The 20,480-nt window shown below is 68.6% G+C and carries 17 protein-coding genes; 9 read left to right on the forward strand and 8 right to left on the reverse strand.

Features of this window, described 5'->3' with window-relative positions; all coding sequences use genetic code 11:
• Window positions 1-90 precede the first annotated feature (90 nt).
• Window positions 91-1,287, forward strand: a complete 1,197-nt coding sequence (locus tag AAFO60_RS18040) for an acyltransferase (protein WP_347957618.1) — start codon at window positions 91-93, stop codon at window positions 1,285-1,287.
• An 80-nt stretch (window positions 1,288-1,367) separates the two neighbouring features.
• A complete protein-coding gene (locus tag AAFO60_RS18045; RefSeq protein WP_347957619.1) occupies window positions 1,368-1,595 on the forward strand; it encodes a hexameric tyrosine-coordinated heme protein in 228 nt (75 codons plus the stop codon).
• Window positions 1,596-1,681: 86 nt separating this feature from the next.
• Here AAFO60_RS18045 and AAFO60_RS18050 read toward each other — a convergent pair whose 3' ends face one another.
• Window positions 1,682-2,314, reverse strand: coding sequence for a SanA/YdcF family protein (locus tag AAFO60_RS18050; RefSeq protein WP_347957620.1), 633 nt, complete (start codon window positions 2,312-2,314; stop codon window positions 1,682-1,684).
• 132 nt (window positions 2,315-2,446) lie between these two features.
• Here AAFO60_RS18050 and AAFO60_RS18055 point away from each other — a divergent pair, with 132 nt between their 5' ends.
• A complete protein-coding gene (locus tag AAFO60_RS18055) occupies window positions 2,447-3,844 on the forward strand; it encodes a WS/DGAT/MGAT family O-acyltransferase (protein ID WP_347957621.1) in 1,398 nt (465 codons plus the stop codon).
• A gap of 228 nt (window positions 3,845-4,072) precedes the next feature.
• The gene (locus tag AAFO60_RS18060) at window positions 4,073-7,279 is read left to right on the forward strand and encodes a (Fe-S)-binding protein (RefSeq protein ID WP_347957622.1); all 3,207 of its coding nucleotides are present in this window, start codon (window positions 4,073-4,075) and stop codon (window positions 7,277-7,279) included.
• A gap of 520 nt (window positions 7,280-7,799) precedes the next feature.
• Here AAFO60_RS18060 and AAFO60_RS18065 read toward each other — a convergent pair.
• Together AAFO60_RS18065 and AAFO60_RS18070 are read right to left on the reverse strand one after the other, a co-directional pair.
• Window positions 7,800-8,708, reverse strand: coding sequence for a DUF559 domain-containing protein (locus AAFO60_RS18065; protein ID WP_347957623.1), 909 nt, complete (start codon window positions 8,706-8,708; stop codon window positions 7,800-7,802).
• 101 nt (window positions 8,709-8,809) lie between these two features.
• A complete protein-coding gene (locus tag AAFO60_RS18070; protein ID WP_424326683.1) occupies window positions 8,810-9,670 on the reverse strand; it encodes an exodeoxyribonuclease III in 861 nt (286 codons plus the stop codon).
• Window positions 9,671-9,778: 108 nt separating this feature from the next.
• Between AAFO60_RS18070 and AAFO60_RS18075 the strand changes: the two genes are divergently transcribed.
• From AAFO60_RS18075 to AAFO60_RS18095, 5 genes are all read left to right on the forward strand, one after another.
• Complete coding sequence (locus AAFO60_RS18075; protein WP_347957625.1) at window positions 9,779-11,029, forward strand: pyridoxal phosphate-dependent aminotransferase; 1,251 nt, start codon at window positions 9,779-9,781, stop codon at window positions 11,027-11,029.
• A gap of 147 nt (window positions 11,030-11,176) precedes the next feature.
• Window positions 11,177-12,949 (forward strand): SDR family oxidoreductase, encoded by a 1,773-nt coding sequence (locus AAFO60_RS18080; RefSeq protein WP_347957626.1) that lies wholly within the window; start codon window positions 11,177-11,179, stop codon window positions 12,947-12,949.
• A 53-nt stretch (window positions 12,950-13,002) separates the two neighbouring features.
• Complete coding sequence (locus tag AAFO60_RS18085) at window positions 13,003-13,911, forward strand: metal-dependent hydrolase (protein WP_347957627.1); 909 nt, start codon at window positions 13,003-13,005, stop codon at window positions 13,909-13,911.
• A 5-nt stretch (window positions 13,912-13,916) separates the two neighbouring features.
• A complete protein-coding gene (locus AAFO60_RS18090) occupies window positions 13,917-15,044 on the forward strand; it encodes a PDR/VanB family oxidoreductase (RefSeq protein WP_347957628.1) in 1,128 nt (375 codons plus the stop codon).
• A 231-nt stretch (window positions 15,045-15,275) separates the two neighbouring features.
• Window positions 15,276-16,088 (forward strand): MerR family transcriptional regulator, encoded by an 813-nt coding sequence (locus AAFO60_RS18095; RefSeq protein ID WP_347957629.1) that lies wholly within the window; start codon window positions 15,276-15,278, stop codon window positions 16,086-16,088.
• Here AAFO60_RS18095 and AAFO60_RS18100 read toward each other — a convergent pair.
• From AAFO60_RS18100 to AAFO60_RS18120, 5 genes are all read right to left on the reverse strand, one after another.
• Window positions 16,085-17,236 carry a hypothetical protein gene (locus AAFO60_RS18100; protein ID WP_347957630.1) on the reverse strand — a complete coding sequence of 384 codons (1,152 nt, stop codon included), beginning with the start codon at window positions 17,234-17,236 and terminating at the stop codon, window positions 16,085-16,087. The genes AAFO60_RS18095 and AAFO60_RS18100 overlap by 4 nt on opposite strands.
• A gap of 41 nt (window positions 17,237-17,277) precedes the next feature.
• The gene (gene dcd / locus AAFO60_RS18105) at window positions 17,278-17,844 is read right to left on the reverse strand and encodes a dCTP deaminase (protein ID WP_347957631.1); all 567 of its coding nucleotides are present in this window, start codon (window positions 17,842-17,844) and stop codon (window positions 17,278-17,280) included.
• A gap of 62 nt (window positions 17,845-17,906) precedes the next feature.
• On the reverse strand, window positions 17,907-18,416 hold the full coding sequence (locus tag AAFO60_RS18110; RefSeq protein WP_347957632.1) for a hypothetical protein: 510 nt from the start codon (window positions 18,414-18,416) through the stop codon (window positions 17,907-17,909).
• A 30-nt stretch (window positions 18,417-18,446) separates the two neighbouring features.
• Window positions 18,447-19,019: a potassium channel family protein gene (locus AAFO60_RS18115; RefSeq protein ID WP_347957633.1), complete on the reverse strand. Its 573-nt coding sequence runs from the start codon at window positions 19,017-19,019 to the stop codon at window positions 18,447-18,449.
• 3 nt (window positions 19,020-19,022) lie between these two features.
• Window positions 19,023-20,474: an alanine/glycine:cation symporter family protein gene (locus AAFO60_RS18120; protein WP_347957634.1), complete on the reverse strand. Its 1,452-nt coding sequence runs from the start codon at window positions 20,472-20,474 to the stop codon at window positions 19,023-19,025.
• Between the last annotated feature and the right edge of the window lie 6 nt (window positions 20,475-20,480).

Below are 20,480 nucleotides of genomic sequence, written 5' to 3' on the forward strand. Positions count from 1 at the left end.
GGTGCACAGGGAGTGCACAGGGACGGCTGTTAGCGTGGCCCCCTGGGTCCGCCCGGACCCGAATCGTCTAGTCAGTTCGTTGAGGTTTCGATGTCGACCACAGCTGCCCTCCCCGTGGTGGCTACCGGCACCGTCGGCGCAGGACCGACGACCGCCAAGCGTCCCTATCTGCACCACGTCGATCTCATCCGGACGACGACCTTCGCGCTCGTCATCTTCGTCCACACGCTGACCTCGACGACCGCCGAGTTCTCCAGCATGGGCACCAACGGCACCGCGCTGCTGTTCCACGCGACCCGCAACATCTTTTTCGCGCTCACCGGCTTCGTCCTGATGTATCAGTACCTCGATCGTTCCGACTTCCGGGCGACGGGGTTCTGGCGGCGCCGGATCAAGCTCGTCATCGTGCCGTACCTGGTGTGGTCGGTGCTGTACTGGATCGTCACCGTGATGTGGGCGGACGGCCGCGTCGGCGAGATCCCGACCAGCGTGTCCGAACTGTGGGAGCGCATCGCGTGGGGCACGGCCGCCTACCACCTTTACTTCTTGTTCGTCATGCTGCAGGTGTATCTGCTGTTCCCGCTGCTTCGGAAGCTGATCGCCGCCACCCGCGGACACCACTGGCTGCTGTTGGCGGGCAGCGTCGTCGTGCAGGTCACGGTGCTGAGCCTGATCTGCTATTGGACTCCGCCCGCCGGGTTCGCCGAGCTGTGGGGCCACCTGTACGCGACCTTCCTGCCGTATCAGCTGCTGATCGTGCTGGGCGCGCTGGCCGCCGACCACCGCATCGCGGTCGGAGAATGGCTCCGCGGGCGCGGCGAGCTGTTGGGCTGGCTGCTGCTCGGCACCGGTCTGCTGGCGGTGGGCACCTACGTGCACCGGGTGGTGTTCAACGATGCGCCGGTGAACGATCCGCGCAGCGCCTTCGAGCTGACGCTGCTTCCGTTCATCGTGGTCGCGGCCGTCTCGCTGTACGCGATGGGCCTGCATTGGGCCGAGCGGCACCGCGACCGCACCCCGATCACCGCGAAGGTCGTCAGCTACGCGTCCAACCGGTCGTTCCCGGTGTTCCTGGTCCACGTGATGGTGCTGTTCTTCCTGCTCCGCCCGACCTCCGACGATGGCCAGAAGTGGCTGATCGCACACATCCCGCAGCCCTTCGCGACGCTGACGGTCTACCTGTGCACGCTCGCCGTCTCACTGCTCGTGGTCGAGGTCCTTCGCCGACTTCCGGGCTCGCTGTCGCTGACCGGGCGCCCGCGGCTGCCCTTCCGGCCGGTGATCTGACAGGAATGTCGGACCGTCTGGGTAAAATGCGCATGCCCGATGCAATTTTACGGGCCTGAAGCGACCGAGAGGGAGATCCCATGTCCGACACCTGGCTCACCAGCCTCATCACCGCGAGTCCGCAAGAGGGTTTCGAGCTGGCGATCACGCTGAGTCGGCGGGGCGTCAAGTACACCCAGCCCGACGGCGAGGTCCTGCACAAGCTGCGCCCCGACTACGCCAACGACGCCGACTCGCTGATCGCCGGATCGCAGGTCGTGGCGTTGAACTTCCAGACGGTGGCCGCCGCCAACAACTACTGGCGCTGACTCCGGTCGACGCGGGCGCGCCGCCGCGCCCGCGTCGAACACCGGTCGGGCCGCCCGGCCGAGGCCACCCGGCCGACGACGCCCGGTCAGCCCCGCGCGATCGCGCGCAGCGAGTCGAGGACGGCCCGCGGGCGCGACGCCAGGGCCTCCCGCAGCTGGTTGCGGATCAGGCTCGGCACCGAGCACTCGTCGCACGGGGCCACCACGCCCAGCACGTCGATCCCCCACGCCCGGCACAGGGTGACCGCGCGGGCGATGTGGAAGTTCTGCGTGACGATCATCGCGGCGGAGACGTCGTACATCGTCGCGGCACGGCGGCAGGTGGCGTTCGTGTTCAACCCCAGCGGATCGTCGACGATCGCCGTCGCCGGGATGCCGTGGGCCTCCAGGTAGGCCCGCATGACGCGCACCTCGTTGCCTGCGCTGTCGGCGTCGTTGCCCGAGTTCACGATGCGATCCACCCGACCGTCGCGGTAGGCGTCGACGACCACGTCGAGCCGGGCGCCGACGTAGTCGCCGACCCTGCCGTCACGGACTTTGGCGCCGAGCACGATCATCGTGCGAGGCGCGTCGTCGGGCAGGTCGCCGGCACCGACCACCCGTCCGCGCGCGCCGACGGTCACCAGCAGCGAGGCGACTGCGACGACGGCCTCGACGAGGATCACCGCCACGCAGACGAGCTTGCGCGTGCGGCGCGAGACGATCGGGACGGCGGGCACCGATTCACGGTAATCGACCCGGGCGAGTCCGCTGAACTCACGCATACCGTTCAGCGGCCCGCGACCGGCCGGGGTTCATGCCACAATGCTCGCAGCGCGCCGCCGGTGCCGCAGGGATGTGGGGAGATGTCGATGGAATACATGCCGGTCACCGAGTCGATGTTCTTGATCGCCGAGACGCGCGATCAGCCGATGCACGTCGGCGGCCTGCAGTTGTTCATTCCCCGCGCGGGACAGTCGGCCGAAGAGCTCGCCGACGAGATCGGCGAACGCTTCCACGCCGCCACCGACATCGCCCCGATGTTCCGCAAGCGGCCCGCGACCCCGGCACAGCTGGCCGGGTACACCGCGTGGACGTACGACGACGAGATCGACTTCGACTACCACATCCGGCGCACCATTCTGCCGCGCCCGGGCGAGATCAAGAACCTCCTGCGCTACGTCTCCCAGAATCACGGCGCGCTGCTCGACCGCCGACGGCCGATGTGGGAGGTCCACATCATCGAGGGCCTGCAGGACGGTCGCGTCGCCCTGTACACCAAGATCCATCACTCGGTGGTCGACGGCGTCACCGCCCTGCGCCTGCTGCAGCGGTCGCTGTCGACCGATCCCGACGACCGCACCGGCACCGCGATGTGGGACATGGAGCTGGAACGCCGACGACGCCGGCGCAAAGCCGCGGCGAAGCCCGACCGCAGTCTGCTCGACACCCTCACCGGCGCGGCCGGAGCCGTCGTCGACACCGCCGGACAGCTGCTCGGGATGGCGCCGGCCGCCGCGCGGATCGCGACCGCGGGCGTCTTCGACAAGGACTACGTGGCGCCGATGCAGATGGCGCCGTGGACGATGCTCAACCAGCCGATCGGCTCGGCGCGCCGATTCGCCGCCCAGGACTGGCCGGTGACGCGCCTGCGCGCGGTGGCGCAGGCCCAGCGGATGACCGTCAACGACGTCATCGTCGCCATGTGCTCGGGCGCCCTGCGCACGTATCTCGCCGATCACGACGGACTGCCCGACGAGTCGCTCGTCGCGGCGGTACCGGTCTCATTGCACACCGACAACGACACCGACGGGAACGCGGTCACGCTCATCGCGGTCCGGATGGCGACCGATCTCGACTCGGCGGCCGACCGCGTCGCCGCGATCAAGGCCTCGAGCGCGGGCGCCAAGAAGGTGGTCCGCAGTCTGAAGCCGCTGCAGGCGTTGGCGCTGGGCGCGGCGACGGGCTGGCCGCTGGCTTTCGCGAGCGTCCCCGGCTTCGTCGAGTACACCCCGCGCGGGTTCAATCTGATGATCTCGAACGTCCCCGGCCCGGATGCGCCGCTGTACTGGAACGGCGCCGCCCTCGACGGGTGCTATCCGGTGTCGATCCCGACCGAGGGGCTGGCGATGAACATCACCATCACCACGATCGGAGGCAAGGCCGGTTTCGGCATCATCGGCGCCCGCGCACAGCTGCCGGGACTGCAGCGGATCCTCGCGCATCTGGAGACCGCGTTGCAGGAACTCGAGGAGTTGCCGCCCGCCTGATCGCACCCGCGTCGGCGGCGTCCGACTGGACCACAAGGTTACCGATGAGTAACATCGGTTTCCACTGGGCCGCATTCGACGACTCGTCAGCGTAGTTAGGTAAACCTTGGCAGCGCTGAGCAGGGTGGAACCTTTACGGTTACCAGGAACAAAGGTTGACAGAGGGGTGCGACGGCCATCGCCTCACTCTGTCTCGGTACGACCTGGATAGAAAGGCCGGTACTTCCAGTGACGACGACTACCGTTGCGATCGGAACAACCGCCGCATTAGTCAGCCTCATGTGTTGGGCGCTCTTCCTTCGCGGCGTCGGTACGATGGTTCGTTCCATCGCCCAGGGACAGAAGGTCGAGTCCTCGCGATTCGCCTATCCCGGCAAGCGCTTCGCGACGATGATGAAGGAGTTCGTCGCACACACCCGCATGACCAAGTTCCGCACCGTCGGCTGGGCTCACTGGCTGGTGATGTTCGGCTTCATGATCGGCGCGATCTTCTGGTTCGAGGCCTACGGACAGATCTTCGACCCGTCGTTCCACTGGCCGGTCATCGGTGCCTGGAACATCTACATCTTCGCCGACGAGGTGCTCGGACTCGGCACCGTCATCGGTATCACCGTGCTGATCATCATCCGTCAGCTCAACCACCCGCGCCTCCCGTCGCGCCTGTCGCGCTTCTCCGGCTCGCGATTCGGCGCGGCGTACTTCGTCGAGCTCGTCGTCCTCATCGAGGGCCTGGGCATGATCTTCGTCAAGACCTTCAAGATCTCCTCCGGCCTGGAGGATCCGCCGGTCTGGACCTCGTTCTTCACCCACTACTTCGCGCAGCTCTTCGAGGGCTCCTCCGTCTACTGGGTGACCGCCGCCGCGGTCGTCAAGCTGATGAGCGGCATGATCTGGCTGGCCGTCGTCGGTCTGAACATAGACTGGGGCGTCGCCTGGCACCGTTTCGCCGCGTTCCCGAACATCTTCTTCAAGCGTGAGTCGGACGGCGACGTCGCACTGGGTGCGGCCAAGCCGATGATGAGCGGCGGCAAGGTCCTGGACATGGAGACCGCCGACCCGGACGTGGACGCCTTCGGCGCGGGCAAGATCGAGGACTTCAGCTGGAAGGGCTGGCTCGACTTCACCACCTGCACCGAGTGCGGTCGCTGCCAGAGCCAGTGCCCGGCGTGGAACACCGGCAAGCCGCTCTCGCCCAAGCTGATGATGATGTCGCTGCGCGACCACGGCCAGGCCAAGGCCCCGTATCTGTTCGCCGGCGGCCGCAAGGACATGGCCGGCGACGAGGTCGGCATCGTCGACAAGGACGGCAACGTCGACGAGGCGCGGCTGGCGAAGGTCCCCGAGGCCGCGCGCCTGGAGGCCGAGCGCAAGCTGGTCGGCGAGTCGGAGGGCACCACCGGTGCCGTCATCGACGCCGAGGCCCTGTGGAGCTGCACCATGTGCGGCGCCTGCGTGGAGCAGTGCCCGGTCGACATCGAGCACGTCGACCACTTCATCGACATGCGCCGCTACCAGGTGCTGATCGAGTCGGACTTCCCGTCCGAGCTGGCGGGCATGTTCAAGAACCTCGAGAACAAGGGCAACCCGTGGGGCCAGAACGCCTCGCAGCGCACCGCCTGGATCGACGAGATGGACATCAACATCCCGGTCTACGGCCAGGACGTCGACTCGTTCGAGGGCTACGAGTACCTGTTCTGGGTCGGCTGCGCCGGCGCCTACGAGGACCGCGCCAAGAAGACCACGAAGGCCGTCGCCGAACTGCTCGACATCGCCGCCGTCGACTTCATGGTCCTGGGCCAGGGCGAGACCTGCAACGGCGACTCCGCTCGCCGTGCGGGCAACGAGTTCCTGTTCCAGATGCTCGCGCAGCAGAACATCGAGACCTTCGACGAGCTGTTCGCGACCGCCCCGCAGCAGCGCAAGAAGATCGTCGTGACCTGTGCGCACTGCTTCAACGCCATCGGCAACGAGTACCCGCAGATGGGCGGCAAGTACGAGGTCGTCCACCACACGCAGCTGCTGAACCGCCTGGTGCGCGAGAAGCGGCTGGTCCCGGTCGCCGCGCCGGCCGGCGAGCAGGTCACCTACCACGACCCCTGCTACCTGGGGCGCCACAACAAGGTCTACGACGCCCCGCGCGAGCTGGTCGAGTCGTCGGGCTCCACGCTGACCGAGATGCCGCGTCACGGCGAACGGTCCATGTGCTGTGGCGCCGGCGGTGCGCGGATGTGGATGGAAGAGCAGATCGGCAAGCGCATCAACGTCGACCGCGTCGACGAGGCGCTCGACACGCTGAACTCGCGACCGGTGGGCGCCGACGGCGCCAAGCAGGTCCGCAAGATCGCCACCGGCTGCCCGTTCTGCCGCGTGATGCTCACCGACGGCGTGACCGCCCAGACCTCGGGCACCGAGGACGAGGGTCAGGTCGAGGTCGTCGACGTCGCCCAGCTGATCCTGGAGGGCGTCAACCGCGGCCGCCAGCAGGTCACGCGCGGCGGCAAGTTCCTGGGCCCCATCCAGACCGAGCGGGCTCCCGAGCCGGTGGTCGCGGCTCCCGCCGCTGCTCCGAAGGCCGCGGCTGCTCCGGCAGCGGCGGCACCCGCCGAGGCCAAGCCGGCCGTGGGACTGGCACCCAAGGGTGGCGGGCTCAAGAAGCCCGGCGGCCTCAAGAAGCCCGGCGGGGCACCCAAGCCCGGCGGCGCGACTCCGGCGGCAGCACCCGCAGCCGCTACCGCTGCGGCTGAGACCACTGCGGCAGCTCCCGCCAAGGGACTGGCGATGGGTGGCGGGCTCAAGAAGCCCGGCGGACTGAAGAAGCCGGGCGGGGCACCCAAGCCCGGCGGCGCGGCCAAGGCCGCCGCACCGGCTCCGGCCGCAGAGCCTGCCGCGACTCCCGCTGCCGAGACCGCGTCGGCGTCGGCTCCGGCCGAGACCGCGGCCACCGAGGGCAAGGCCAAGGGCTTCGGCATGGCCGGCGGGCTGAAGAAGCCGGGCGCCAAGAAGCCCGGCGCAGCCAAGGCCGCCGCGCCCGCGCCTGCTCCCGCTGCCGAGGCTCCCGCTGCCGCGACTCCGGCTCCGGCGACCACCGAGGCTCCGGCCTCCGAGCCGGCCGCCGCCACGGTGACCGAGGGAACGGTGGGCAAGGCCAAGGGATTCGGCATGGCCGGCGGCATCAAGAAGCCGGGTGCGAAGAAGCCCGGCGCCCCGAAGCCCGCAGCCCCGGAACCCGCAGCTCCGGAGCCCGCCGAGGCTGCCCCGGCAGCGGTCGAGGAGACCCCGGCCCCGGCGGAGACCGAGGCGCCTGCGGTTGCGGAGACCGCCGCTCCGGCGGCGTCCGCCGGCGGGGACGACAGCCGCACGATCGCGGAGGTCGGCGAGTCCAAGGCCAAGGGCTTCGGCCTGGCCGCGGGCAAGAAGCGCCCCGGCAAGAAGTAGTACCGCTCCACCTCGTAACGATGGCGACATCGAGGCCCCCACAGGGCCTTGATGTCGCCATCGTTGTTCAGCCGCATCGAGTCTGCCCGGACCCCGGGTCTCGATACGCCGTCTCGCTGCGCTCGATGGCTACTCGACCGCCCTGCACACGGTCCGACCCGCGGACCCACCCCAGGCTCATCCAGCAGCGGCCCAGGCTCATCGAATAACCCGCCCGAAACAAAACCCGGCAACCGGCCCAGGCTCATCCAGCAACCCGCCCGAGCAGAAGCAGGCGAGCGGCCCAGGCTCATCGAGTAACCCGCCCGAGCAGAAGCAGGCGAGCGGCCCAGGCTCATCGAGTAACCCGCCCGAGCAGAAGCAGGCGAGCGGCCCAGGCTCATCGAGTAGCCCGCGAACGAAGTGAGCGAGCGTATCGAGATGCCCCCGCCTCGATACGCCGTCTCGCTGCGCTCAATGGCTCCTCGACCACCCGGCAGACGGTCCGACCCGCCAGGCTGCCCCGGCACGCCCCCGCCGACTACATGGCACGTCGTGCTTCGACCGCTTCGATGACCTCCCCCACGCAGGCCTCCGGCTCGCTGACGAGCCTCGACCACGTGTAGATCAACGGAAGCCATCCCATCCGGGCCAGCTGATTGGTCTTGCGCTGGTCGCGTTCCCACTGGTCGTGGGTGTGGTGGAAGTTCCACCCGTGAATCTCGATGCCGATCTGTTCCTCGATCCACGCGAAGTCGAGGCGGTATCCGCAGAACGGCACCTGCTGGGTCCAGCCGTCGACGCCTCGCAGGCGCAACAGCTTCGCGAACAGGCGCTCGGCGACCGATTCCGAGGGATCTTCGGCGGCGGTGAGCAGCACGCGCGCCCGCCTCATGCCGTGTGCGCCGCTGTTCCGCTCGAGACTTCGGCGCAGATCGGTCAGATGAACTCGTCCGCATTGCAGCGCGCGGTCCATCATCGAGATGCCGTCCTCGAGTTCAGCCGCCGCGGCGAGGACCGTCAGCGGCACGCCCGTCACCGGCAGTCCGCGGACCGTGCACACGTCCTCGGCCGGAAAGGTGCGCCGTTTGGCGTGGACGTCGAATCCGCAGCGGCTCCCCCGCTTCGAGCGGGGTACCGAGATCGTGACCGGCGAGGGGAGTTCGGCGATCAGTCCGTGCCACCACGCGGCCGCGGTCCGATCGGCCACCCCGCCGTGCGAGGCGACCGCGATCCGCAGCCGTGCGGCCTCGGTCAGGTGATGCTCGGCGGACAGGTACACACCCAGCGCTTCGGAGGTCCAGAGCCCGTCATCGAGTCTCTGCTGAATCCTCTTGTGCGACAGCCCGCGCTCGCGCGCCTCGGCTGCGGTGATCACCCCGTCCCGGTCGGCCAGATGCCGCGCCACCGCCAGTTCCGGCCGATCGCCGCATACCGTGTTGTCCCCCATGGTCGTTTAGACGCAGCGGACGGGCATTCGGTTCCGCGACACGCACGTTGGCTGCATCGACCCCCGTATAGGGCCTTCATGCAGCCAACGTTCTGTCTCGGCTACGAGAACCGCTCGTACCCGACGACCAGGGGCGCATGGTCCGACAATCGCCGGTCGGGCCCCGACTCCTTGTCCACCCGGACCCATCTCGCACGCTCGGCCATCCCGGGCGTGGCCAGCTGATGGTCGATCCGCCAGCCGACGTCCTTCGTGAACGACTCGCCGGCCCAACTCCACCACGTCAACGGACCCGGGCGATCGCCGTGCAGCGCCCGGACCACATCGACCAGCTTGCGTGGCGAGAGCTGCGCTCCCAGCCACTCACGTTCTTCCGACAGGAAGCCCTCCATCCGCCGCGCGGCACGCCAGTTGGTGACGTCGTGCTCCAGGTGCGCCACGTTGAGGTCGCCGATCAGGACGAACTCGCGCCCGGCGCGCTTGGCGGCGAGTCGGTTGCGGTTCAGTTCGCGCGCGAAGCCGTCCAGGAAGGCCATCTTGCGTCGATACTTCGCGCCGCCGTCCGGTTTCTCCCGAATGTTCCCGGGCCGCTGCAACTGCGCGGGCAGTCCACCTTTGGGCAGGTACAAACAGGCAATCGTGACCGGTTCGTCGGCCAGGTCACATTCGAGGTAGCGGCCGTGGTCTGCGTACGCGGCCAGCCCGCGCGCCTTCGGCGGGTGGCTCGCCCATGACCGGACCGCAGTCGGCGGCACCCGAGTCGCGATCGCCACGCCGTTGCGCCCGGGGATCGACCCGGTGTCGAAAGAGACCGTGTACCCAGGGAATTCGCCGACCTCGCCGGGTGGGCACCGCAGTTCCTGCAGCCCGACGACGTCGGGCGCGCACCTGGCGAGCCACTCGTCGAAGCCGCGTCGCCGCGCGGCCCGAATGCCGTTGACGTTGAACGAGCCGACCGTCATCTCCGCTGATCCCACGAGGCCAGAATGCCCCAGAAGCACTGGGCGACACACCTTGCGCCTCCGGCGTCGAATTCAAATCACTTGCCCCGGGCTGACAGAATGGACGTCATGAGCCGCCCTCGTGTATCGCATCCCACCGTTAATCTGCGCCCGCTCGAGCAGTCCGAGAAGCTGCAGAACGTCTGTTACGAGATCCGCGGTCCGGTGCACGAGCACGCAGCACGCCTGGAGGCCGACGGCCACCGGATCATGAAGCTCAACATCGGCAATCCTGCGCTGTTCGGCTTCGAGGCCCCCGATGTGATCATGCGCGACATGATCCGCGCTCTACCCTTCTCGCAGGGGTACTCCGAGTCGGCCGGCGTCCTGTCGGCGCGACGCGCGGTCGTGACCCGCTACGAGATGATCGACTTCCCGTACTTCGACGTCGACGACGTGCTGCTGGGCAACGGTGTCTCCGAACTGATCACCATGACCATGCAGGCGCTGCTCAACAACGGCGACGAAGTCCTGATCCCGTCGCCCGACTACCCGCTGTGGACGGCCATGACGGCGCTGTCCGGCGGCACGGCCGTGCACTACAAGTGCGACGAGAACAACGGCTGGAATCCGAGCATCGAGGACATCGAGTCCAAGATCACCGACCGCACCAAGGCGATCGTCGTGATCAACCCGAACAACCCGACCGGCGCCGTCTACTCCCGCGAGATCCTCGAGCGCCTGGTCGACGTCGCGCGACGTCATTCGCTGCTGATCCTGGCCGACGAGATCTACGACAAGATCCTCTACGACGACGCCCAGCACATCAGCATCGCCTCGCTGGCCCCCGACCTGCTGGTCCTCACCTTCAACGGCCTGTCGAAGGCGTACCGGGTGTGCGGGTACCGGTCGGGCTGGGTGGTCCGCACCGGCCCCAAGGACCACGCCAAGGGATTCATCGAGGGCATGGGCATCCTGGCGTCCACCAGGTTGTGCGCCAACGTCCCGGCCCAGCACGCGATCCAGGTGGCGCTCGGCGGCTACCAGAGCATCGATGCGCTCACCGAGCCCGGCGGCCGGCTGTACGAGCAGCGGAACGTGACCTGGCAGAAGCTCAACGAGATCCCGGGCGTGAGCTGCGTGAAGCCGATGGGCGCCCTGTACGCGTTCCCGCGGCTGGATCCGGAGGTCCACGAGATCCACGACGACGAGCAGTTCGTCCAGGATCTGCTGCTGCAGGAGAAGATCCTGGTGGTCCAGGGTTCGGGCTTCAATCTGCCCGACACGCACCATTTCCGGATCGTCACGCTGCCGTGGGCCCGCGACCTGTCCGAGGCCATCGAACGCATCGGCAACTTCCTGTCGTCCTACCGTCAGTGACCGCCTGAATCTCACGCTCAGGGAAGCCCCGGACTCGCCGACACGGCTGGTCCGGGGCTTCTCGCATCGGGTGCTAACTACTGCTAGCAGTTGTCCGTGACGGGTGGTAACGTCTATTCAAATCCGCGGATCTGCAAGGAGACGGACATGACCGACTGGCATCGCTTCACTGTCACCGGTGACGGGGTGGAACTCGCGGCGTTCTCATACGGAACGCCCGGCGAGCCCACCGCCGACAGGCCGACGGTCCTGCTCGTGCACGGCTGGCCCGACTCCCACCACCTGTGGGACATCGTGGCCCCGCAGTTGGCCGAGCACTACCGCGTCTACGCCTACGACACTCGCGGCTTCGGCGACAGCGACCGCCCGACCGACGTCCCGTCCTACCGCCTCGACGTCTTGGCGAAGGACATGTTCGCGGTCCTGGCCGCGGTGAACCCGGACGGGAAGACGCACCTCATCGCCCATGACTGGGGTTCGGTCCAGGCCTGGGAGACCGTCACCACCCCCGGCGCCGACGACGTCGTCGCCTCGTTCACCTCCGTGTCCGGCCCCAACCTCGACTTCCTCGGCGAATGGGCGCACGGCAAGATCGCCCGGCCGACCCCCGGCAACATCGGCCAGGCGCTCTCGCAGGTCGCCTCGTCCGCCTACACGGCCTTCTTCCAGCTGCCCGGAGCGTCCGATCTGTTCTTCCGCACCTTCGGTTCCGAACAGACGTGGACCCGCTTCCTGCACGCCATCGAGGGCACGCCGCGTGAGAACGCCCAATTCGGCCCCACCCTGCGCGACGACATGGTCAACGGCCTGAAGCTGTACCGCGCGAACATCCGCGGCAAGCTGGCGAAGCCGACTCCGCGGCCGACCCGCGTACCGGTCCTGGAGATCGTCAACGACCGCGACATCGCCCTGCGCCCGGCGATCTACGAACACACCCACACCCACGCCGACAAGCTGTGGCGCAAGCGCAGCACCACCGGCCACTGGCTGCCGTACACCAACCCCGACTACCTGGCCGACACCGCGCGCGAGTTCATCGACATGATCGCCTCCGGCTCCTCGAGCGCACCGAACACCATCGACCGCGCGCACGTCACCGGCCCGGCACCCGAGCTGATCGGCAAGCTGGCGGTCGTCACCGGCGCCGGCAGCGGCATCGGTCGCGAGACCGCGTACGCCCTGGCCGACCTCGGTGCCGAGGTGGTCCTCGCCGACATCGACCTCGAGGCCGTCAAGGCCACGGCCACCGAGTGCAAGAGCAGGGGTGTGCTGGCGACGGCCTACCGGCTCGACGTCTCGAACACCAAGGCCGTCACCAAGTTCGCCGACAAGGTGCGGGCCGCTCACGGCGTCGCCGACATCGTCGTCAACAACGCGGGCATCGCCTTGGCGGGGTCGGCGCTGGCCGCGTCCGACGAGCAGGTGGACCGTCTGCTGGCGATCAACCTCCGGGGCGTCATCAGCGGCAGCCGCGCGTTCGGCAAGCAGATGGTCAAGCGGGGCGCCGGCGGACACATCGTCAACCTCGCTTCGGCCGCCGCGTTCACGCCCTCCCGTGAACTGGGCCTGTACTCGGCGAGCAAGGCCGGCGTGTTGATGTTCTCCGAGTCGTTGCGTGCCGAGCTGGCCGAGCATCGGATCGGGGTCACCGCGATCTGCCCCGGCATCGTGCACACCAACATCACGTCGAAGACCGAGTTCGCGGGCGCCGCCGACGAGGACGCCACCCGCAAGAAAGTCGACGGCTTCTACGAGAAGCGCAACTTCACTCCCGACCGCGTCGCGGCCGACATCGTGGCGGCCATCCGAGGCAACAGGGCCGTGGTGCCGGTGACTCCGGAGGCCGAGGTCGGCTACCGGGTGTACCGGTTCTTCCCGTGGGCCTCGCGCATCGGCGCACGCCAGAGGCTCGCCGGCTGATCCGGCCGCCTGATCCGCTCCGACCGCTGACTCCTCGAACTCCGGAGGCACCCATGACCACCGAACATTCCCACGCGACCGCCGACACCGACCCCGGCAAGGTCGAGTTGCACGCCCGCAACGTCGCATTCGACCTTTCGGACACACCGCTGCACTGGATTCCCGGCCACCCGCTGTCGTCGAACATGATCACCGTGCTGAACCTGCTGCTGCCCGAAGGGGAACGCTGGTTCGTCGAGACGTTCAACGAGGCCCTCCCGCTGATCAAGGACGAGGCGCTCGCCGCCGACATGCGCGGCTTCGTCGGGCAGGAGGCCATGCACGCCGAGGTCCACGACCGGGCCGTCGAGAACTGGCTGCGCGACCGCGGCGTCGACCCGACCGGCTACCTCAAGCAGATGGAGTGGATCTTCCGCAGCGTGCTCGGACCGCGCGAGGGCACGCCCGAGCAGAAGCAGAAGCACCTGGTGGAGCGGCTGTGGTTGATCGCCGCGATCGAGCACTACACCGCACTGCTGGGTGATTTCACCCTGAACTGCACGTGGGCCGAGAACTGCGCCGACCCGAACATGACCGACATGTTCACCTGGCACGGCGCCGAGGAGGTGGAGCATCGGGCCGTCGCCCACGACGCCGCCGCCTACTTCGCCGACAGCCCGCTGCGCCGCGCCCGCGCGATGAGCCTGGCCCTGCCCTTCCTGGTGTGGCTGATGCTGCGCGGATACCGGTTCATCAACAGTCAGGACCCGACGATGGCGGACAAGAGCGCCGTGAAGAAGGCATACCTGACGGTCACCGGCTACTTCCGCGACTCCCGGCTCGGGGTGTTCCCGAAGATCTCCAAGCTCGCGATCGCCACGGCCACCTACTTCAAGCCGGGTTTCTCCCCCACCGACATCGGCGACACCGCGCAGGCCGTGGCCTTCCTGGCCGCGTCGCCGGGGGCCCGACGAGCGGCGTGACGATCATGGACTCCGTTCGCGCGCCCCGCTCGATCGACCTGTCGACCGAGCCGCCGCACCTGTACGGCAAGTATCGACGCGATCCGCTCATGCGCTTCCTCACCGGCGTCGGCAAGGTGTGGTTCCCGATTTGGAATCCGGTGTCGCCGCTGCGCGAACGGGCCGCCGACGACGGCATCCTCACCCTCGACATCGTCGACCGCGAGGTGGTCGCGGTCGACGAGAACGTGATCGCGCTGACCTTCGCCGCGCCCGACCGTGCGATTCTGCCGCAGTGGCATCCGGGGGCTCATCTGGATCTGCTGTTGCCGTCGGGGAAGATGCGCGAGTACTCGCTGTGCGGCGACCCGGCCGACCGCCGCACCTACCGGATCGCGGTGCGCCGCATCCCGGACGGCGGCGGCGGGTCGATCGAGGTGCACGAGGGGCTTCGGGTGGGCGACTCGGTGCAGGTCAAGGGACCGCGGAATGCCTTTCCGCTGGTCCTTCCGGGTTTCGGATCGCCGTCGCGGAGACTGCGGTTCGTCGCCGCGGGCATCGGGATCACGCCGATCCTGCCGATGGTCGCCATGGCCGACCGCTACGGCCTCGACTGGTCGATGGTGTACTCGGGCCGCAGCGCCGACTCGATCCCGTTCATCGAGGAACTGTCCCGCTACGGCGACAAGGTGACCGTCCGGACCGACGACGTCGACGGACTGCCGTCGATGGCCGACCTCGTCGGGCCCACCCCCGACGACGACGCCGGACTGTCGGTGTACTGCTGCGGCCCGGTCCCGATGCTCGAAGCCCTGCGCGTGTTCCTGACCGACCGCGACGACATCGAACTGCACTTCGAGCGGTTCTCGCCGCCGCCCATCCTCGACGGCACCGAGTTCACCGTGACCATCGGCTCCACCGGCGCCGTGCAGACCGTCGCCGCCGACGAATCGGTGCTGACCGTGCTGCGCCGGGTCGATCCGGCGGTCCCGTATTCGTGCCAGCAGGGTTTCTGCGGAACCTGCCGGATGCGCACGCTCGCGGGCGACGTCGATCATCGCGACAGCCTGTTGACCCAGCCCGAACGCGACGACGGCTGGTTCTTGCCCTGCGTCTCGCGGTGCACCGGGGACTCGCTGACCGTCGACATGTGACTCGCCGGGTCTCGATGCGTTCCGTCGCTGCGCTCCTCCACTCCAGGCTGATCGAGTACGCGACCGGAGCGAAGCGACGGCCGCGCATCGAGATCCCCGCCAGCCCTACTCGACCACCCTGCATGTTGCCCGGAGCAAAGTGACGAGATCCCCGCACCACGGCCACCCGGCCCGCACCCTGCACGCGCAACCGGCACGACTCCGTGCAGCCGGTTTGGGACAATGCACTTCATGACCGAGTACCGAATCGACGATCTGGCGCGTGCCGCGGGCACCACCACGCGCAATGTCCGCGGCTACCAGGACCGGGGCCTCATCCCCCGGCCGGTCCGCCGCGGCAGGGTCGCGATCTACGGCGACGAGCATCTGGCGAAGCTGCGGGTGATCAACGACCTGCTGGCCCGCGGTTTCACGATGACCCACATCGGCGACTTCTTCAAACGCGTGCAGACCGGCGACGACATCGCCGAGTCCCTGGGCCTGCGCGAGGTCGTCTCGCAGCCGTGGTCGCAGACCGCGACCGACACGGTTTCAGCGTCGGACCTGCACGCCAAGCTCAACACCAGCGATCCCCAACTGCTCGGCCAGCTGCAGGAGTTCGGGCTCGTCGAACCGATCGGCGACGACGATCCGCCCGCGCAGTACCGCATCAACGACGTCGAGTCGATCGACGCCTACCAGCGGCTCATGCAGATCGGGATCCCGTTGCCGTACATCCTGGGGATGCAGCGCCAGCTCGACGAGGACATGCTGCGGGCAGCCAAGACGCTCATCAGCGCCGGCCGCCGCGCGATCACCGAGGGCCGGTTCGACGGTTGGATCCCCGAGAGCGGGGCCGAATCCGACTGGGCCTCGTCGTTCCTCGGCGCCCTGCGCAGCACCGGACGGGTGGCGGCCCACAACACCCTGTATCGAGCACTGGATCGTGAACTGGCACGCCAGGTCGACGACTATCTCGCCGTCGCGCGCGAGCGCCGCGAACAGCGGCGGGACCAGAACGACGACGCGCCCCGCCCGGAGACCGCACAGCCCGGCGTCGGTTAGCCGATCACGATCGGCGGGAAACCGGGAATCGGATTCGGGATGATGCGCCGCCGATGCGTGGTCGGCGCCTGCGGTTCCGGCCCGGTCTTCGGCACTGCGGTCCGCGTGCTGGTCGGCTTCGGCGGCGGGGGTGGCGGCGGCGTGGTGTACTTGGCCATCGGCGCCCGCGCAGCAGCGAGATCGGCCGGACTCACCGAACTGTTGATGTGTTCCAGGGTCGACGTCGGCGTCATCGCCGCTACCCCGTCGGCCTCGCGAGCCTTGGTCGAGGTCGCCTCCGGACCCGAGCGCACGTTCGCGTTCAGCGCCAGCGCGACACCGCCTCCGCCGACGGCCAGGAGCGTCACCGCGGCCGCCGCGATCATCCGTCCCCGCATGCCGGGGGCCGACTCGCCCGAGTCGTCGTCGCCGCCCTCGGCCTCCGCACCGCGGGTCGACGGCTCGTCGGCGGCCTCGTCGCGGTAGACGTCGACGGTGTTCCCGAATCGATCGAGCCCGTAGTCTGCGGGGTCGACGAGCGCGGCGTTCTGCCCGCTGTTGTCCCAGGCCCGGACCTCCGGCTGCGGGGGCACCGCGTCGAGGAGGTCGGTGGGTGCGTCGTCGCCGCCGAAGGTCTCGGGGAATCGGTCGCCGGGCATCAGCGCCGAGAAGCCCCGTTCGGTCAGGGCCTCCCACAGGCCGGGCCAGTCGTCGAGACCGGGGCCCAGCAGGACCGCGTCGACCGGCAGCGGCCCAGCGAGTTCGACGATCATGCCGTGCGCCCGATTGGCCTCCGGGACGGTCGCCTCCACGACGTCGTCGATCGTCACGGTCACCAACCGCAGTCCCTCGCCGCCCATGACGAGGGCGGTGTCCCGGTCGGCCAGCGCCTCCCGTGCGTGCGCGGCCACCGTCATCAGCGCGGCGAACACCGCGTCGTCGGAGACCTCGACGCGGCCCGTGTCGCGCAGGTAGCCGGCGATCCGCGCGTCGAGGACGCCGGGGTGGATGCGGCTCTCGGTATCCGCGGCGACGGCCGCGCCGTCGACGATGCGGGCCGCCCACAGCCCGGCCGGTCCCAGGTCGAGGGCCATGACCGCGCCGGTCGGGGCGTCGGGCAGGTCGAACCCGGTCAGCCAGTCCGGCCGACGAGTGAACGGACCCGCCATGACGCCCCCTTTCTATCGGCTCACTGAACCGGGGCTCGGTTTCATTTCACGAAGTTCAGGTAGGCCTTCGACGGGGTCGGTCCCCGTTGCCCCTGGTACTTGGACCCGACCGCCGCGCTGCCGTACGGATTCTCCGCGGGGCTGGTGAGTCGGAACAGGCACAGCTGCCCGATCTTCATCCCCGGCCACAGCGTGATCGGCAGGTTCGCGACGTTCGACAGTTCCAGCGTGATGTGCCCGGAGAACCCGGGGTCGATGAAACCGGCGGTCGAATGTGTCAGCAGCCCCAGTCGTCCCAGCGACGATTTGCCTTCGAGCCGTCCGGCCAGGAAGTCGGGCAGCGAGCATCGCTCCATCGTCGAACCGAGCACGAACTCCCCGGGGTGCAGAACGAAGGGCTCGCCGTCGGCGGGCTCCACCAGGGTGGTCAGCTCGTCCTGCTGCCTCGCCGGATCGATGTGCGTGTACTTGGTGTTGTTGAAGACCCGAAACAGGGAGTCCAGGCGCACGTCGACGCTCGACGGCTGGACCAGTCCCGGATCGAGCGGATCGATGCCGAGACGTCCGGCCTCGAGTTCGGCACGAATGTCGCGGTCTGATAGCAGCACGGGATCAAGGGTAGTCGGTCGGCTCGGGTGGCTGCATTCGACGGGCGCCGGCCCGCCGCGGCTCACCGCAGCAGCAGTGCGGCACCGATCAGCAGCAGCATCGTCACGGCGATGAACCCGAACAGCAGCGCGACGACTGCGACCCGACCGCCGTGGGACGGCTCGGCGACAAGGAAGGCCCTGCGGCCCTGCGGCCGAGCGGAATCGCTGTTGCCGGGGTACGCCGGAAAGCCGTAGGCGAGTTCGAGCAGCTCGCCCGGTCGGACCTCCTCGTCGGCCTCGGCGACGCTGACGATCTCCTCGCCGCGACGGAGGAAGACGCGGAACCGGTACCGACCCGGGATCACCTGCACCTCGATCCGGCCCCACGGCATCGGGGGCAGCGGGTACCCGTCGACGTCGATCCAGACGACGGTTTCACGCGGAACAAAGGTCTTGCCGCCGCAGGTGACAGCCACGCCTTCGGCCAACTGCGGCGGCGGCTCGGCGCGGCCGTACAGCAGGGGACGGGAGGTCGGCGGCTGCGGCCCGAACGGGGAACGCCCGGCGTGCGCGGGAACGGGTGCGGTCATCTGCGGCGGCCTTCCCTTCGGCTGGGTGTCCTAGTCGTCGTCGAAGTCCGCCTGCACCGAGCGTCGCTGGTACTCCCGGAGCCGCTCCCTGCCCGAGATCCGATCCTTCACCAGGATGTTGACGAACCGGATGCCCAGGCCCAACAGGATCAGCGTACTGGCCATCTGGATCGAGACCGCGATCCGTGCACCCTGCGAGGCCGCCGTGATGTCCCCGAGCCCCGTCGTGGTGAAGACCGTCAAGCAGAAGTAGAGGGCGTCGACCCGGGTGAGTCGTTCGGTGAACGACCCGGCCCCGTACTCGCTGAGCAGGAAGTACGTCGTGGCGAAGGAGACGATGTAGAAGCACATGACGGCCGCCAGCATCTCGACGGCGGCTTCGACCGGGCGAGTGCGCTCGCGTGCGAAGTGCCTGATCTCCCACAGGCAGAAGGCGGCCAGCAGACAGCCGCCCGCGATCATGCCGGCCAGCCGCCCGTCGTTGTCGCGCCCGATCGGCAGCAGGAAGTATCCGACGAGCAGCACGATCATCGCGCCGATCGGGCGCAGCAGCGCGACGAGGGCCAGGCCGTCGACGGTAGGATGCTCCTGCGAGTTCGTCATCGGTCAGCGCACGGTCGGCATCTCACCGGTCACGGAGGCTTCGTCTTCCCAGCACGAGACGCCCCTGATGTCGGACATCCGGTCCCGGGTGAAGACGGGGTCGCGGCCGTTCGCCCGCTGGGCGCGGTAGTCGCGCAGGAGTCGGAAGGCGATCGGCGAGAGCGCCGCGATCGCGACGAGGTTGATCAACGCCATGACGCCCATCACCGCGTCGGCGGAGTTCCAGATGAGGTCGGCCGAGGCCACCGAGCCGAGGAGCACCGCGACCACCACGAGCACGCGGTAGCCGACCAGCACCTGGCGGCGACGGGTGATGAACTCGATGTTCGACTCGCCGTAGTAGTAGTTGCCGAGGATCGACGAGAACGCGAGCATGAAGACGATGATCGCGAGCGCGACGTTCGTCCAGGAGCCGAGCGCGTCGACGAGCGCGTTCTGGGTCAGGCCGATGCCGCGTTCGGCGTCGGCGAGGTCGGGCGCGGAGACCAGGATGATGAACGCGGTGATCGAACAGACGAGGAAGGTGTCGAAGTAGACGCCGAGGGTCTGGACCAGGCCCTGCTTCACCGGGTGGGTGACGGCGGCGCTCGCGCCGGCGTTGGGCGCCGAGCCCAGACCCGCCTCGTTGGAGAACATGCCACGTTTGATGCCGGTGAGCACCACGTAGCCCAGGCTCGCGCCGACCACCTCGTTCGGTCCCCACGCGCTGCCGAGGATCTGCTCGACGACGGTCGGCAACTCAGTGATGTTGACCGCCACCACCGCCAGGCCCAGCAGCAGGTAGACCAGCGCCATCAGCGGTACCAGGGTCTGGGTGACCGACGCGATGCGGCGCACACCGCCGAAGACGACGGCCGCGGTCAGGACGGCGATGCCCGCACCGATCGCCCACGGCAGCCAGGACGGCGACTCGCCGACCGTGCTCGTGACCGTCGCCGTGATGGTGTTGGCCTGCAGTGAGCTGAAGGCGAAGGGGAAGCAGACGATGAGGATGATCGCGAAGGCGATGCCCATCGCGCGGCTGCGCAGTCCGTGCTGCATGTAGTAGGCCGGGCCGCCGCGGAACTCGCCGCGGTCGCGCACCTTGAACAGCTGGGCCAGGGTCGACTCGATGAAGCTCGACGCGCCGCCGATGAACGCCATCACCCACATCCAGAACACGGCACCGGCGCCGCCGACGGCGATCGCCGTCCCGACGCCGGCGATGTTGCCGACCCCGACGCGCGAGGCGGCCGAGATGGTGAACGCACCGAACGCCGACACCGACTGCGGCTCACCGTTCTCATCGACCGGGGTCTTGTCGCGCAGCGTCCGGAACATCTCCGGCAGCAGACGGAACTGGACGACTCCCGACCGCGCCGTGAAGTAGAGGCCGAGCCCGACGACGACCGGCAGCACCAGCCACGTCCACAGCTTGTCTCCGGCGGTCAGCACGAAGGTGTTCAGGAAGTCCATCGTCAC

It is taken from the genome of Gordonia aichiensis, from assembly GCF_039946255.1.
Lineage (GTDB): Bacteria > Actinomycetota > Actinomycetes > Mycobacteriales > Mycobacteriaceae > Gordonia > Gordonia aichiensis_A.